The sequence below is a fragment of the Frigoribacterium sp. VKM Ac-1396 genome (assembly GCF_015350895.1).
Classification (GTDB): Bacteria; Actinomycetota; Actinomycetes; order Actinomycetales; family Microbacteriaceae; genus Frigoribacterium.
The window spans coordinates 56,412-71,867 of record NZ_JADKSD010000003.1 but is presented as its reverse complement, the minus strand read 5'-3'; the positions used below and the strand labels follow the sequence as shown (position 1 = coordinate 71,867).

The 15,456-nt window shown below is 71.4% G+C and carries 12 protein-coding genes; 8 read left to right on the top strand and 4 right to left on the bottom strand.

Features of this window, described 5'->3' with window-relative positions; translation table 11 throughout:
• Positions 1-52 precede the first annotated feature (52 nt).
• Positions 53-460: a heat shock protein transcriptional repressor HspR gene (locus ITJ55_RS12605; RefSeq protein WP_056260595.1), complete on the top strand. Its 408-nt coding sequence runs from the start codon at positions 53-55 to the stop codon at positions 458-460.
• Between the two features lie 34 nt (positions 461-494).
• Positions 495-1,604 (top strand): methyltransferase, encoded by a 1,110-nt coding sequence (locus ITJ55_RS12600; RefSeq protein ID WP_228498558.1) that lies wholly within the window; start codon positions 495-497, stop codon positions 1,602-1,604.
• A gap of 19 nt (positions 1,605-1,623) precedes the next feature.
• Here ITJ55_RS12600 and ITJ55_RS12595 read toward each other — a convergent pair whose 3' ends face one another.
• Positions 1,624-2,091 (bottom strand): pilus assembly protein CpaE, encoded by a 468-nt coding sequence (locus ITJ55_RS12595; RefSeq protein WP_194595722.1) that lies wholly within the window; start codon positions 2,089-2,091, stop codon positions 1,624-1,626.
• Positions 2,092-2,222: 131 nt separating this feature from the next.
• Here ITJ55_RS12595 and ITJ55_RS12590 point away from each other — a divergent pair, with 131 nt between their 5' ends.
• Positions 2,223-3,665, top strand: a complete 1,443-nt coding sequence (locus ITJ55_RS12590) for a right-handed parallel beta-helix repeat-containing protein (RefSeq protein WP_194595721.1) — start codon at positions 2,223-2,225, stop codon at positions 3,663-3,665.
• A gap of 42 nt (positions 3,666-3,707) precedes the next feature.
• Here ITJ55_RS12590 and ITJ55_RS12585 read toward each other — a convergent pair whose 3' ends face one another.
• The 3 genes from ITJ55_RS12585 to ITJ55_RS12575 all read right to left on the bottom strand — a co-directional run bounded on the left by ITJ55_RS12585 (position 3,708) and on the right by ITJ55_RS12575 (position 8,477).
• Positions 3,708-5,237, bottom strand: a complete 1,530-nt coding sequence (locus ITJ55_RS12585; RefSeq protein WP_194595720.1) for a hypothetical protein — start codon at positions 5,235-5,237, stop codon at positions 3,708-3,710.
• A gap of 134 nt (positions 5,238-5,371) precedes the next feature.
• Positions 5,372-5,800 (bottom strand): DUF3060 domain-containing protein, encoded by a 429-nt coding sequence (locus ITJ55_RS12580; protein ID WP_194595719.1) that lies wholly within the window; start codon positions 5,798-5,800, stop codon positions 5,372-5,374.
• A 178-nt stretch (positions 5,801-5,978) separates the two neighbouring features.
• Positions 5,979-8,477 carry a hypothetical protein gene (locus ITJ55_RS12575; RefSeq protein ID WP_194595718.1) on the bottom strand — a complete coding sequence of 833 codons (2,499 nt, stop codon included), beginning with the start codon at positions 8,475-8,477 and terminating at the stop codon, positions 5,979-5,981.
• A gap of 131 nt (positions 8,478-8,608) precedes the next feature.
• Between ITJ55_RS12575 and ITJ55_RS12570 the strand changes: the two genes are divergently transcribed.
• The 5 genes from ITJ55_RS12570 (at position 8,609) to ITJ55_RS12550 (ending at position 15,439) form a co-directional block, all read left to right on the top strand.
• Positions 8,609-10,801, top strand: a complete 2,193-nt coding sequence (locus tag ITJ55_RS12570) for an ATP-dependent Clp protease ATP-binding subunit (protein WP_194595717.1) — start codon at positions 8,609-8,611, stop codon at positions 10,799-10,801.
• Between the two features lie 59 nt (positions 10,802-10,860).
• Positions 10,861-11,952 (top strand): non-hydrolyzing UDP-N-acetylglucosamine 2-epimerase, encoded by a 1,092-nt coding sequence (wecB, locus tag ITJ55_RS12565; RefSeq protein ID WP_194595716.1) that lies wholly within the window; start codon positions 10,861-10,863, stop codon positions 11,950-11,952.
• 114 nt (positions 11,953-12,066) lie between these two features.
• Complete coding sequence (locus ITJ55_RS16540) at positions 12,067-13,467, top strand: polysaccharide biosynthesis tyrosine autokinase (protein WP_194595715.1); 1,401 nt, start codon at positions 12,067-12,069, stop codon at positions 13,465-13,467.
• Positions 13,464-14,642 carry a glycosyltransferase gene (locus tag ITJ55_RS12555; RefSeq protein WP_194595714.1) on the top strand — a complete coding sequence of 393 codons (1,179 nt, stop codon included), beginning with the start codon at positions 13,464-13,466 and terminating at the stop codon, positions 14,640-14,642. The genes ITJ55_RS16540 and ITJ55_RS12555 overlap by 4 nt, the downstream gene beginning before the upstream one ends.
• Positions 14,639-15,439, top strand: a complete 801-nt coding sequence (locus ITJ55_RS12550) for a low molecular weight phosphatase family protein (protein ID WP_194595713.1) — start codon at positions 14,639-14,641, stop codon at positions 15,437-15,439. The genes ITJ55_RS12555 and ITJ55_RS12550 overlap by 4 nt, the downstream gene beginning before the upstream one ends.
• Positions 15,440-15,456: the final 17 nt, after the last annotated feature.

Sequence of the window (15,456 nt, the reverse complement as noted above, 5' to 3'; positions counted from 1 at the left end):
ACCCCGTCGAGAGGAGCAGCAGATGGACCGCCCGCAACCGCACGACGCACCGATGGACGAGGACTCCCCGCTGTTCGCGATCGCGGCGGCGTCCGAGTTGTCCGGTCTGCACGCCCAGACGCTGCGCCAGTACGACCGGCTCGGCCTCGTCGTGCCGCAGCGCACTGCCGGCAAGTCGCGTCGGTACTCGATGCGCGACGTCGTGCAGCTGCGCGAGATCGCGCGGCTGGGCGGCGAGGGCGTGTCGCTCGAGGGCATCCGGCGCGTCCTCGAACTCGAGAACCAGGTGACGTCGCTGCAGAAGCGGGTCCGCGAGCTCGAGCGGGCGCTGGCCGACGAGCTGGTCAACCGACCCGGTGCCCGGGTCTTCGCCGCGGGCGAGAGCGGGGTCGTCCCGCTCAAACACGGCACGCGCCCCACGCGTCAGACGTCCGTCGTCGTGTGGCGGCCGCTGCGCTGACGCGGGGCCGCGGGTCGACGACCGCTAGCGTGGCCTGGTGATCGACTTCGACCGGCTCCGCCGATGGCCCGACGTCGAGGCTCGCGAGCTGATGGCGCACGACGCCACCGACCGCCTGCTGCTCGACGTGGCCGAGGAGGCGCTGGTCGCCCACCCTGGGCACGTCACCGTCGCCGGCGACCGCCACGGTGCCCTGACGCTCGGGGCGGCCACCCTCGTCGGCGAGCACGAACTGCGCGTGCACCAGGACTCCTACTCGGGCGAACTCGCCCTGGCCGCCAACGCTCGCGCCCTCGGCAGCCCGGCCCGGTGGGCGTCGCTCGACCTCGAACCGTCCCTGGTCGAGGGCGCTCGCGTGGTGCTGGTGCAACTGCCCCGGGGGCTCGACGCCCTCGACGAGATCGCCCAGCTCGTCGCCTCCCACGCCCACCCCGACGTGCAGGTGTTCGCCGGGGGCCGGGTGAAGCACATGACCCTCGCGATGAACGACGTCCTCGGGCGCCACTTCACCGAGGTGCGCGCGGGCCGCGCCCACCAGAAGTCCCGTGTGCTGACGGCCGCCGGTCCGGCCGCGGGCCCCTCGAGGTGGCCCCGACGCGAATCGCACGGCGACCTCGTCGTGGTCGCCCGGGCCGCCGCCTTCGCGGGGCCGACCGTCGACGTCGGCACGCGGCTGTTGCTCGACACGCTGGCGGCGGCCCCGGTCGAGGCGGAGCGCGTGGTCGACCTCGGCTGCGGCACCGGGGTGCTCGCGGCGTCGTACGCCCTCGACCACCCGGCAGCCGTGGTGGTCGCGACCGACCAGTCGTCGGCGGCCGTGGCGTCGGCGCGGGCGACGGTCGAGGCCTCTGGCGTGGCCGACCGGGTGAGCGTCCTCCGTGACGACGCCGGAGGCTCGCTGCCCGGAGGGTCCGCCGACCTCGTGCTGCTCAACCCACCGTTCCACATCGGGGCCGCGGTGCACACGGGCATCTCGCACAAGCTCTTCACCGCCGCTGCTCGCCTGCTGCGGCCCGGGGGTGAGCTCTGGTGCGTGTGGAACAGCCACCTCGCCCACCGGCCGGCGCTCGAGCGGATCGTCGGGCCGACCCGCCAGGTCGCCCGCGACCGGGTCTTCACCGTCACGGTGTCCACCAGGCGCTGAACGGCTGCCGCCGGCGGTGTCAGTCGAGACGCAGCGACGCCTCGACGAACGACAGCAGCGCGAGGGCGTAGGCGTCGTCGGCGGCTCCGGCCAGGTGGCTCGTGAGGTCCGATCCGGCGGGGCTGCCGGGAGCCCGGGTGCGGACCTCGTAGGCGACGGTCTCGTCGTCACCCGCGCCTCCGGGGCCCGAGGCGTGGCGACGGACCAGCGACTCGAACGACCGGCCGAGCAGGTCGCGCAGTTGGTCCTCGCGCGGCAGCCAGAGCGCGTCGGTCGCGGCGACCGAGTCGAGCGCCCATTCGGTCGTGCCGTTGAAGCCGAGCACCGTGCCCGTCGGGTAGTCGTGGGCCTCGACCGTCATGTCGCTGATGGTGAAGACCTCGGCCGAGTCGAAGTCGCCCTGCTCGATGGTGAACCGGTCGCCGGGGCGGGGGTGCCAGCGGAGTCCGGCATCGCGGAGGCGGCGGGCGAGGTCGACGTCGATCATCACGCCATTATGCCCACGCATCGATTCGGAGCCTCCAGGTGTTAGTGTCGGCCTGATAAACCGAACGATCGTCATATTAATATGGCGTCTGATCCTGGAGGAAACACGTGCGAACGACATATCACCATCCGGTGTCCACCACCGGCTCACCCCGTGGCACCACGGGCCGCCGGACCTTCCTGGCGGCGGCGCTCGCATCGGCCGGTGCGGGCGCGGTCGGGTTCTCGCGGGCGGCTGCGGACCCGACCGCTGCGGCGGCCGCGCCGACGTCGGCGACCTCCGCCGCGCCTCCCGGGTTGACCGTGGTCGTGTCGTCGTCGGCGTACGCGACCGTGCACGAGGCGTTGCGTGCGGTGCCGACGTCGGGCACCCTGCTGGTCGACAGGTCCGAGCGGGTGGCCCGGCCGCTCGTCGTCGACCGGTCGATGACCGTGCTCTTCGCCCCCGGCGCGACGCTCACCTCGACCGTGCACGGGACGCTGGTCGACGTGCGGGCCTCCGACGTCCGGATCGTGGACGCCGTCCTCGTGGGGGCGGGGGCGTCTGCGGCCGGCGCGGGCCGTGCGGTCGTGGCGACGGGCACGGCCGCGTCGCCGCTCGAGCGGGTGTCGATCGAGGCGTGTCGCATCACCGGTTTCTCGCACGACGGGGTCCTCGCGAGCAACGTGGTCGGTCTCGAGGTGGTCGAGTGCTCGATCTCGGACGTCGGCTACGCGGGCGTGCTGCTCATCTCGTGCCTCGACAGCGTCGTCCGGGGCAATAGGATCACCGACGTCCGCCAGTCGCCGGGCTACGTCAACTCGTACGGCATCGCCGTCACCCGGGACGAGTCGCGCTCGCTGGCCGACTCGCCGCGCTCGGCCCGGGTCACCGTCGACGGGAACACGGTGACCCGGGTGCTGCAGTGGGAGGGCATCGGCACCCATGCCGGCGAGTCGATCGTCGTGCGCGACAACCGGGTCACCGGGTGCTCGGTCGGCATCGCGATCGTGCCGTGCCAGGACGAGTCCCGCGGGCAGTACGTGTACGCCCCGACCGACGTGGTGGTGACCGGCAACCACGTCGAACGGGGTGAGGCCACCCGCCCCGGCTCGGGCATCGTCGTCAAGGGCGCCGGGTCGACCGTGGGGTCGACCAGCGAGCGTGCCACCGCCGTGGTCGAGGGCAACACCGTCGTCGGCATGGGCGGGGGCACGCGCGAGGCCGGCATCTTGCTGTACCTGACCCGCGACGTCGTCGTGCGGGGCAACGTGCTCCAGGCCTGCGAGCAACGCGGCATCGCGCTCTACCACTCGAACGACCGGACGACGGTGGTGCGGAACCGGATCGTCGGGCTCGTGCTCTCGCCCGGATCACCGATCGGTGCGGCGATCGAGCTGACCAGCACGGCGAACACCGGCACCCTGCTCGCCAACACGTTCGAGGTGGGTGCAGCCGCACCGTCGCCCGTGAGAGGGGTCTCGGTGCCCGGCGCCGGCAACGTGCTCGACCTGGTGCGGAACGACTGGTCGGCGACGACCCTGGCGGTCTACGGCAGGTCGAGCACGATCTCGCGCTTCGCCGACGGCCCGTGACGGGGCCACCGAGCCGCCGGCGTCGAGCCGCCGACGCCTGGTTCAGGGGCGCGGGGCGAAGGCTCCGAAGTCGACGCGGCGTTCGGGCTGGCCGGGGGTGGCCTCGATGAACGTGAGGTAGTAGGTCGACGGCGCGTAGAGCGGGTGGCTGAGGGCCCACCTGCCGGTGCTCGAGACGCGGACCGGGCCGGTGATCGGAGTGCCCCACTTGTTCTGCATCCGGACGGAACCCCGGGGGTCGCCGGTGCCCGCGAACGTCACGGTGCGGCCCGAGGTGAAGCCGGCGGCGCGGTCGGGGCTCGTCACCGCGAAGGCGGGACGGGCGGTCTCGGGCGTGATCACGAAGGGCCCCGACGTGGCCGAGAGGTCGCCCAGCTGCTGGGTGACGTAGAGCGTGTAGACGCTCGGGGCGACGAGGATGCGGGTGTAGTGCCAGGCGCCGGTCATGGGGTCGGTCGGGATGCCCTGGACGATCGGCGTCTGCCAGGCGTTCGTCAGGGCGACGGTCGCGCCGGGGGTCGCCCGGCCCGTGATCGTGGTCGGCCGCCCCGAGACGTAGGTCGTGGGGCCCGTGATCGTGCCGGGCAGGAGGGTGGGTGGCTCGGGGGCCTCGGCGTCGTTCACGGTGACGGTGTCGGTCGTCCGGTTGCCTCCCCGACCGAGTTGCACGACCTCGAGTTCGTGGACGGCGTCGTCGAGTGGTGTGGTGGCCAGTCGCCAGGTGCCCGACGCCAGGACCGTCGCCGCAGGGGCGAGCCACGTGGTCGAGCCCTTCTCCCGGACGCGCACCTCGCCCCGCGGCACGCCGACGCCGACGAGGGCGACCGGCCCGGCCGGGTGGGGCGCCCCGTCGACCGGCTGGGTGACCTCGACGGCTCGACCGTAGTCGAGGGTGACCGGGGCGTGGTCGATGCCCTCGCCGTCGAGGGATTGCCGGACGTCGTAGGTCGCGGGCCCGCCGGCGTCGGGGGCGAGCACGTCGGCCTCGAACGCGCCGTCGTCGGCGGCGTCTGTCGCCCCGACGACGTGGTTCACGGCGTCGACCACCTCGACCCGGGCGTGAGGCGTGGCGGTGCCCACGACCTGAGCCCGTCGGGTGCGGTCGTCGGGGAAGCGACCGGAGGCCTGGAGGCGCTGACCGACGAAGACGTCGAGCGTGGACTCGTCGACCAACGTCTCGGCGGCGTACTCGGCGAGGGTGATCGTCGTCGGACCGAGGCGGACACCGGTGACGTCGGCCCGCCACGCGCCGGTGCCGTCCGCTTCGACCTCGAAGAGATCGTCGACGACCACGGTGGCCCGGGGGGTGGATCGGCCGACGAGGTGGACCGTCCGTCGATCGACGTCGACGGTGGCTTCGGCCGAGAGTGCCCTGGGGTCGACCGTGTGGTCGGGTGAGGGGGTCGTGTCCGCCGTCGGGTCGGCCGCTTCGGGTGCAGGTGCCTCGGTGGCGACGGGTGGGGGCGTCCCGCCGACCGGGTCGGGTTCGCCGGCGACGGCGGGCCCGCCCATGAGGGTGGCCGTGACGGCGATCGCGGTCAGGGCTGTGGCGCGGCGGAACTGGGCAGTCATGGAAGTCCTCTCTGCAGCGGCATGCGCAAGGAAACGCACTCGTCATTAATAGCAGATGAGATGTTCTACGTCACGGGGGAGATGCAGGAGGCGCCCCGCGGCGGTGTTCGCGGGGCGCCTCCTGGGTGACGCGTTCAGCCGGTGGTGACGGTGTTGCCCTCACCCTCGGTGTTGACGGCGACCTCGTGGGTGCCGTCGTGGGTGACGGTGTTGTCGTCGCCCTCGAGGTCGACCTGTTCGACGGCCCCGGCGTGGACGGTGACGTCGTTGCCCATGACGACGACGACTCGCGCGTCGCCGGTGGTGAGGGTGCCGCCGTCGCCCTGGACCACGACGGTGTCGCAGCCGTCGGGCAGGGTCTTCTCGTCGTCCTCGCCGTCGCCGAAGGTCATCCAGGCGAAGCCGTCGACGCAGGTGTTCTCGTGGGCTTCGGCCTCGGCGACGTCGTGGCTGTCGGCGGTCGGGCTCGGGGTGGGGGTGGGGGCGCCCTGGGTGCAGCCGGCGAGGCCCGTGGTCAGGGTCGCGGCGAGGGTCAGGGTCAGCAGGAGCGGTTTCTTGGTCATGGTGTCCTCGGATCGGGGTCGTGGAGCGGATCGGGGGGCGTCGGCCCGGACGCGCGGGAGCGGGGCCCTGGGGGTGGTGCCGGGGGGATCGTCTCGAGACGGTCCACCCCGGCACCGGGTGCCGGCCGGTGTTCGTCGGCCGCGTGTTCGACGCGGCGGTGTCGGCCGGGCGGAGGTGTCAGGCGCGGGGTTTGAACCCGTCGACCTTGGCGACGGCTTCGCTGGTCTGGCCCTTGTCCTGGATGAAGTTCAGGTTCCAGGTCGAGGTGCCCATGTTGGCGCGGGTCCAGGACCACTGGCCGTTGTCGCCGACGGTGGTGGTGGCGATGTGGGTGCCGAACTTGTTCTCGACGGTGATGGTCTTGCCCTTGGTGCCGGTGCCTTCGAAGGTGAAGGGGGCGTTGGGGGTGTAGCCGTCGGCGACGTTCGCGGGGTTCGTCACGACAATCACGGGGGTCGGGGCGGCGTTGGGCTTGAAGCCCATCACCTTCGCGACGGCTTCGCCGGTCTGGCCCTTGTCCTGGATGAAGTTCAGGTTCCAGATCGAGGTGCCCATGTTGGCGCGGGTCCAGGACCACTGGCCGTTGTCGCCGACGGTGGTGATGGCGATGTGGGTGCCGAACTTGTTCTCGACGGTGATGGTCTTGCCCTTGGTGCCGGTGCCCTCGAAGGTGAAGGGGGCGTTGGGGGTGTAGCCGTCGGCGACGTTCGTGGGGTTCGTCACGGTGACCACGGGGGCCGGTGCGGCGTTGGGGGTGAACCCGAAGACCTTCGCGACGGTCTCGGTGGCGAGGCCCTTGTCCTGGATGAAGTTCAGGTTCCAGATCGAGGTGCCCATGTTGGCGCGGGTCCAGGACCACTGGCCGTTGTCGCCGACGGTGGTGGTGGCGATGTGGGTGCCGAACTTGTTCTCGACGGTGATGGTCTTGCCCTTGGTGCCGGTGCCCTCGAAGGTGAAGGGGGCGTTAGGGGTGTAGCCGTCGGCGACGTTCGTGGGGTTCGTCACGGCGACGGGGGCGGCCGTCTCGGCTTCGTCCTTGTCGGCGTTCACCACGATGGTGTCGGTGGTGGTGAGGTTACCCTTGGAGCGCATCGTGGCGGTGAAGGTGTGCTTGTGGTCACCGTCGACGCCTGTGACCTTGGCGGTCCAGCTGCCGTTGTTGACGCCGACCGTGGAGGCCACGACGGTGTCGTTGCCCTTCTCGGTGATCTCGACCGGGGCGGTGTACTGGCCGTCGCCTCGGAAGGTCAGGTCGCCGCCGGCCCAGGGGGTGTTGTTGCCGGGCGAGGTGATCTCGACCGCGTTGCCGTAGTTCAGGCGGACGTCGGTGGAGCCAGCGGCCATGCCCTTGATGGACTGGCTGGCCTCGAAGTTCTGCAGGCCCGAGCCGGGTGCGGTGACCGGGGTCGACCAGGCGCCGTCGGCGTCGGCGGTGGTCGTGGTGACCTTGTCGTTGCCGTCGACGATGGTGATGTCGGCCTGTGCCTCGGCGGTGCCGGAGAGGATCGCGTCATGGTCGATGCCGCGGTCGTCGAACGCGGCCTGGGCGACGATGTTGCGGGCGGTGACGCGGATGTCGTACTCGAGGTCGCCACCGATCTGCTTGCCGGCCTCGTACTGCTGGAAGCGGACCGTGTTGGCGCCTTGGCTGAGACCGTCGACGAGGACGGTCGCCTTGCCGTCGCGGTTCAGCGTGACGTCCTTGTTCTGGTAGTCGAGCGACAGCCCCGGGGTTCCGGTCACTTCGACCACGGCGGTGCCGGCGAACACGCTGGTCGACTGCACCGCAGCGCTCAGCGGCGTGATCGGGACGTCGACGGTGAACTCCGACGACCCGAGCGAGTCACCCTTCTCGTCGAACGCCTCGAGGGTGAACGGGTTCTCGCCCAGGGCCAGGCCCCGGACGGTGGTCGTCCACTCACCGGTCTCGGCATCGGCCTGAACGGTCTTGTTCGTCGACCCACCCTTGATCGCCACCGTCGCACCCGGCTGCGCGCGCCCCGCGACGACAGCCGTGCGGTCGTACACATCCACGCTCAACGTCTCGGCCGCAGTCGCGACCAGCTTGGACTCAACGACGCCCGCCGCCACTGTGTCGAACTTCGCCCGTGGGCCGACGGGCTGTTGCTGCAGCCTGAAACCCGGATTTTTCGTGCTGACAAGTGTGCCGTCACCTTCAACGTAGAACTGTGAGCCCCATCCGTTATTGACCGCGCAGTAGCCGTTTGTGTCGTAGGGCCACCTCTGAAGGACTCGCCCACCCTGCTGACCGTTGAACCAGCATGATTTGCCATCTTCAGACAAGATGCTGCCAGTCGTTCCAAGTTTGGGAATCTGAACCATCTCAGCTGCAGCACGCGCCGCTTCAAACGTGCCGTCCGCCGAACGATAACCGTCCTCCTTGAGGCCGAAGTAGGTACCGTCGGCGTTTCTGACGACGAAGGGGATCGAGTAATGGTCGGCGGCAAGCGTCGATGCGGCCGTAGGAGCCGGTGACGCGCTGGCGGCCGCCCCCATCGTGAGCGATGACGCGAGCGTCAGCGCGGCGAGGCCGAAGGCGGCCCCGGTCTTAGCGATTTTCTTCAAGATGTGTGTCTTTCGTGGTCGGCCCACCGGGAGGGCAGGCGAGAAACAGAACAACGAAATACTACATCCTGAAACAGGGTATTTCAACATAGACCTGACCTGCGTTCATCTCCGTCTGGCACGGGCCGCCCGGGCGACATAAACTTGAGCCGGGTGGACGCAAGTCAGGCTGGTACCCAGCCCGCGCCTCGTCACCGTCTCCGACACGAAAGGACTGCCCCATGGCGAACCTGCAGGGCGCACCCGCGTCCGACGAGAAGCAGAAGTCCGCGCTCGACAAGTACGGCGTCGACCTCACCGCCGTCGCCCGCAGCGGCAAGCTCGACCCCGTCATCGGCCGCGACGCCGAGATCCGACGCATCAGCCAGGTGCTCACGCGCCGCACCAAGAACAACCCTGTGCTGATCGGCGAGCCCGGCGTCGGCAAGACCGCCGTCGTCGAGGGCCTCGCCCAGCGCATCGTCGAGGGCGACGTCGCCGACAGCCTGAAAGACAAGCGCCTGATCAGCCTCGACCTCGCCGCCCTGGTCGCCGGCGCGAAGTACCGCGGAGAGTTCGAAGAGCGCCTGAAAGACGTGCTGAAAGAGATCACCAAGAGCGACGGCCAGGTCATCACCTTCATCGACGAGCTGCACACGCTGATGGGCGCCGGCGGTGGCGAGGGCTCGGTCGCGGCGTCGAACATGCTCAAGCCCATGCTCGCCCGGGGCGAACTGCGCCTGATCGGCGCCACCACCCTCGACGAGTACCGCCAGTACATCGAGAAGGACGCCGCCCTCGAACGGCGGTTCCAGCAGGTCTACGTCGGTGAACCCAGCGTCGAGGACACCGTCGCGATCCTCCGCGGCCTGAAAGAACGGTACGAGGCGCACCACGGGGTCACGATCACCGACGGCGCCCTGGTGGCCGCCGCCTCCTTGTCGAACCGGTACATCCCCAGTCGCCAACTGCCCGACAAGGCCATCGACCTCGTCGACGAGGCGGGCAGTCGCCTCAAGATGGAGATCGACTCGTCGCCCGTCGAGCTCGACCAGCTCTACCGGGGCCTCGTCCGGCTGCAGATCGAAGAGCTCGCCCTCAAGAAGGAGAAGGACGACGCCTCGCAGGCCCGCCTGGCCACCCTGCGCGAGACCATCGCCGAGCGACAGGCCGCCTACGACGCCCTCGACGCCCGGTGGCAGGCCGAGAAGGCCGCGCTGCAGGGCGTCGGCACGCTGCGCAGCGATCTGAACGAGGCGCGCATCGACGCCGACCGTGCCCTGCGCGAGGGGCGCTACGAAGACGCCGCGCGCATCAGCTACGAGCGCATCCCCGACATCGAGCGCCGCCTCGCCGACGCCGAGTCGTTCGAGGCGTCCGACGACCGACTCGTCAGCGACTCGGTCACCGACTCCGACATCGCCGAGGTCGTCGCCGCCTGGACCGGCATCCCGGTCGGGCGGCTGCTCAGCGGCGAGACCGAGAAGCTGCTGCACCTCGAGACCGAACTCGGGAGGCGCCTCATCGGTCAGAAGGCGGCCGTCCAGGCCGTCTCCGAAGCGGTCCGACGCACCCGCGCGGGCATCAGCGACCCCGACCGCCCGACGGGTTCGTTCCTCTTCCTCGGGCCGACCGGGGTCGGCAAGACCGAGCTCGCCAAGGCCCTCGCCGACTTCCTCTTCGACGACGAGAAGGCGCTCGTCCGCATCGACATGAGCGAGTACGGCGAGAAGCACAGCGTGTCCCGCCTCGTGGGCGCGCCTCCCGGGTACGTGGGTTACGAGGCCGGCGGTCAGCTGACCGAGGCGGTGCGCCGTCGCCCGTACAGCGTGGTGCTGCTCGACGAGGTCGAGAAAGCCCACCCCGAGGTGTTCGACGTGCTGCTGCAGGTGCTCGACGACGGCCGCCTCACCGACGGCCAGGGGCGGACGGTCGACTTCCGCAACACGATCTTGGTGCTCACCTCGAACCTCGGCTCGCAGGTCATCACCGACCCGACGCTGAGCGACCCCGAGAAAGAGGACCTCGTGCAGGGGCTCGTCCGCCAGGCGTTCAAGCCCGAGTTCGTCAACCGGCTCGACGACATCGTGGTGTTCTCGACGCTGACGGCCGACGACCTCGGACAGATCGTCTCGCTCTACGTCGACCGGCTCGGCCGCCGCCTGACCGACCGCCGCCTGTCGCTCGCCGTCACCCCCGACGCCCGGGCGTGGCTCGCCGAGCGCGGCTACGACCCGATCTACGGTGCCCGCCCGCTACGCCGGCTCATGCAGCGGCAGATCGACGACCGGCTCGCCATGGCGCTGCTCGGAGGCGAGGTCGTCGACGGCGACTCGGTGCGCGTCGACGTCGACCCGTCGGGCGACACGCTGACCGTCGAGCGCTTCGACGTGGCGGACGCCGACCCGGCCGACCTCGACGACCTGGGCGACTGACGACGCCGACGAATATCTGAGGTCTGGTCAATCAGGAGTTCTGCATGTAAAATACTGACATGCAGATCATGAGCGTCGTGGGCGCCCGCCCCCAGTTCGTCAAGTTGGCCCCCATGGCCCGAGCGCTGGCCGGCCGGTGCGACCACGTGGTCGTCCACACCGGCCAGCACTACGACGCCGCGATGTCGGACGTCTTCTTCGACGAACTCGACATCCCCCGGCCCGACGAGCACCTCGACGTCGGCTCGGCCCCCCACGGAGCGCAGACCGGCCGCATGCTCGAGGCCCTCGAGGGGGTGCTCGAGCGTAGGCGCCCCGATGCCGTGCTCGTCTACGGCGACACGAACTCGACGCTGGCCGCGACGCTCGCGGCGGTGAAGCTCGGCATCCCGGTGGCGCACCTCGAGGCGGGCCTGCGGTCGTTCAACCGTTCGATGCCCGAAGAGCACAACCGGGTCATGACCGACCACGCGGCCGACCTCTGCCTCGCTCCCACCACCGGCGCCGTCGAGCACCTGCGCGCCGAGGGTCTCGGTGACCGCACCGTCCTCGTCGGCGACGTCATGACCGACGTCCTCTTCGCGGTCCGCGACCGCGACCGCTCGCTCAGAGCCGAGGAGGCGCGGATCGCCTCCTCGGCGTCCCTGGCACCCACGTCCCCCTACGTCCTCGCGACGCTGCACCGTCCTGCCAACACCGACGACCCCGAGCGGCTCGGCGACGTCCTCGACGGGCTCGAGGCGGTGGGGCGATCGGGCCGCACCGTGCTGTTGCTCGCGCATCCTCGGTTGCGGGCCCGCGCCTGCTCGTCCGGTGTCGCGCTCGACCGACCGGGCGTCGTCGTCGCGCCCCCGGTCGGCTACCCCGAACTGGTCGACCTGCTCGGTGGTGCCGACGGCGTCGTGACCGACTCGGGCGGCCTGCAGAAGGAGGCCTTCCTGCTACGGCGCCCGTGCGTCACGGTGCGGAGCGACACCGAGTGGCCAGAGACGGTCACCCTCGGCTGGAACGAGCTGGTCGGCGACCGGCCGGTCGAGATGGCCGAGCGGCTGGCAGGGCTGACCTGCCCGCAGACCGACGCCACGCCCTACGGCGACGGCCGGGCGGCGACCCGCGCCGTCGACGCCATGCTCGCCCGCTTCGGCGGCTGACGAGGGTGACGTCGCCGTCGACGCTCGACGTGCTCTTGTGGTACGGCAGGCATCACGGTAGAATATGAAACATCGCCAGTTTGGCGTTCGACCCGAAGGGCCCCACTCGTGCGTGTGACCGACATCTTCCGAGCCCTGCTCGCCGGCTGGTACCTGTTGCTCGTCGGCCTGGTCATCGGGGGCGGTGCGGGCGTCGCGATCTCGGCCTCGGCGACCCCGACCTACGTCAGCAGCACCAAGCTGTTCGTCGCGGTGCGCGGGCAGGCCGACACCACCGCGATGGAGATCGCGTCCGGCTCGAACGCCGCACAGCAGAAGATCAAGACCTACACCTCGCTCGTCACGACGCCGCGCGTGCTCGACCCGGTCGTGCGCGACGTCGGCCCACCGCTGACGCTCGAATCGCTGACGGCGGCGGTCTCGGCGAGCTCGCCGACGGCGTCGACGATCATGTCGGTCACCGTGTCCGACGTCGACCCGCAGCGTGCTGCCGAGCTGGCCGACGCGGTCACCGAGAGCCTGCGGTCGGTGGTGACGACCGAGCTCGAGCCAGAGTTCGCACCCGGCGTGCCCTCGGTCACGATGGAGGTCGTCGAGCCCGCGGCCATGTCGTCGTCGCCGGCCACCCCGCACACCGTCGCGAACGTGGCCCTCGGCCTGCTGCTCGGCCTCGCGGCAGGCGCCCTCGGCGCGCTGCTGCGGCAGGTGCTCGACACGAAGGTGCGCGGGCAGGGCGACCTCGTCGACGAGAACGACCTGGCCGTGGTGGGCGACATCCCCTTCGACCCCGAGGTGCGCCGTCGCCCGGTCGTCGTCCGCGACGGGGGTGGCAGCCTGCACGCCGAGGCCTTCCGCATGCTGCGCACCAACATCAGGTTCCTCGGGTCGGGGCTGGCGGCCCGCGTGTTCGCCGTCACCTCGGCGGGGCCGGGCGAGGGCAAGACGACCACGACGGCCAACCTCGCCGTCTCGCTCGCCGAGGCGGGGCTGCGAGTCGTCGTCGTCGACGCCGACATGCGGCGCCCCAACCTGGCCAAGGTGCTCGGCATCGAGGGTGCGGTGGGCCTGTCCGACCTCTTGATCGGCCGGGTCGAGCTCGACGACGTCGTGCAGCCGTGGGGCGGTGACGCCCTCGGGGTGCTGCCGGCCGGCGACGTGCCGCCGAACCCGAGCGAGTTGCTCAGCTCGGGGGCGATGAAGGCGCTGGTCGACGAGCTCTGCACTCGGTACGACGTCGTCCTGATCGACACCCCGCCGCTGCTGTCGGTCACCGACGCGGCCCTGATCAGCGAGATGGTCACGAGCATGCTGCTCGTCGTCGCCTCGGGGCGTACGCGGCGCGCCCACGTCACGACCTCGCTCGAGCGGCTCGACGCCGTGGGCGACACACCCCGCGCCGCGGTGCTCTCGATGAGCCCGCGCCGCCGCTCCGATTCGCGGTACTACTACTACGCCGAGACCCCGGACGCCCCCCGCGGGCTGCGCCGACTCGTCCGCCTGAAGGGAAGACCATGACCACGTCACGACCTGAGATCACGCACGTCTCGAGCGCGCATCCCTGGACCGACAACCGCGTGCACCTGCGCGAGGCGGCCGGTGCTGCGGCTGCCGGCTACCGCGTGCGGCTCGTCGCCGTCGAGAGCGACGTGACGACCGGGCCCACCGGCGTCGACGTCGTCACCATCCCGCGCCGTCGTCGACGATCGCGCGTGGTCGTCAGCAGTGCGCAGGCGCTGTGGCTGGCCGCCCGGTCGGGCGCCCGCGTCTGCCACCTGCACGACCCCGAGCTGTACTGGGGCGTGCCTCTGCTGCGGCTGCTCGGCCGACGCGTGATCGTCGACGCCCACGAAGACCTCCCCGACCAGGTGATGTCCAAGGCCTACATCTCGCCCCTCGTGGCCCCGGCCGCCCGGGCCGTCGCCCAGGCGGCCGTGCGGTTGGCGTCCAGCGCCGATCGCGTCGTCGCCGCCACCGAGAGCATCGCCGAGACCTACCCGGTGGGCAAGACGACACTCGTCCGCAACTTCCCACGACTCAGGCAGCTCGAGTCCTCGGCGCAGCCCCCGAGCCACCGAGACCCGGTCGTCGTCTACGTCGGCGCGCTCACCCAGAACCGTGGGTCGGCGGCCGTCGCCGGCCTGACCCGGTCGGCGGCGTTCCCGGCCGGATGGCGGCTCGAGCTCGCCGGCCACGTCGCAGCGCCCCAGGCGACCGACTTGACCGCCCGCCCGCGAACCGACGGGTTGCCGATCGTGTTCCACGGGCGGCTCGCCCCCGAGGCGACGCGTGATCTGCTGCTCACCTCGCGGGTGGGGCTCGTCACCTTCGAGCCGACGGCCGCACACCTCAACTCGCTGCCCACCAAGCTCTTCGAGTACATGGCCGCCGGCCTCGCCGTCGTGGTCAGCGACTTCCCGCTCTGGCGTCGCCTGCTCGGCGACCTCGACTGCGCGACCTTCGTCGACCCCCACGACCCCGACGCGGTCGCTGCAGCGCTCGCGGCCTACGCAGCCGATCCCGAGCTGCTCGACCGGCACGGGCGCAACGCACGTCGCGCCGCCGTCGACGACTTCTCGTGGGACGGTGAAGAGGCGACCCTGCTCGCGCTGTACCGCGACCTCATCGGTGCGCCCGCGTCGGCGGCCGGAGCGGCTCCCCGGCTCGCCTCGACCCAGCGTGGTGCGTCATGACCCGCACCCCGTCCGTCGGTGCGCCGGCGTCCATCGCGTCCGACCGGCTGCGCGTCCTCGTCGTGTGCACCGGCAACCTCTGCCGGTCGCCTCTCTTCGCCGCCCTGCTCGCCGACCGGCTCGGCAGTGACGCCGTCGTCACGAGTCGGGGCGCCCAGGCGATCGCCGGGGCGACCCCACCGGCCGCAACCGTCCTCGCCGCCCGGCGCGTGGGCGTCGAACTGGACGGGCACACCGCCCGAGAACTCGACGACGCCGACATCGACGACGCCGACCTCGTGCTCGTGGCCAGTCGCCGCCATCGCCGTGACGTCGTGCGCCGCTCACCCCGAGCCGCCACGCGGGTCTTCACCATCCTCGAGTTCGCGCGCTTGGCCGAGGCGCTCGAGGTCGAGCAGGTCGGTTCGCCGGCCTCGAGCTCGGCCTCGTCCGACGCCGCGGGTGGCGGAAGGGCGCGTCGTGGGGTGCCGGCCGCTGACGAGCGGGGGCGTGCGTTCGTCGTCGTCGACGCCGTCGTCCGGTCCCGCGGGCTGGTGCGCCGACCGGCGAACCCGGACGACGACGACGTCACCGACCCGATCGGGCGACGCGCCGGCGTGCACCGGCGGGTGGCGAGGCAGCTCGCCGTCACGGCCGACCTGGTAGGGAGCGCCTTCGCCGCACCGGGGGGCGACGGCCCCGGCCCCGTCGCTGCCGTCGCCCACGCTGGGGCCCCTCGCCGACGTCCGAGTCGGCGCCGCGCGCGTGCGCGGGGCGCGGTGCCCCTCCGTGACGGTCCTGCGCTGGCGCGTTCCTGACGTCGGTCCGGGTCACG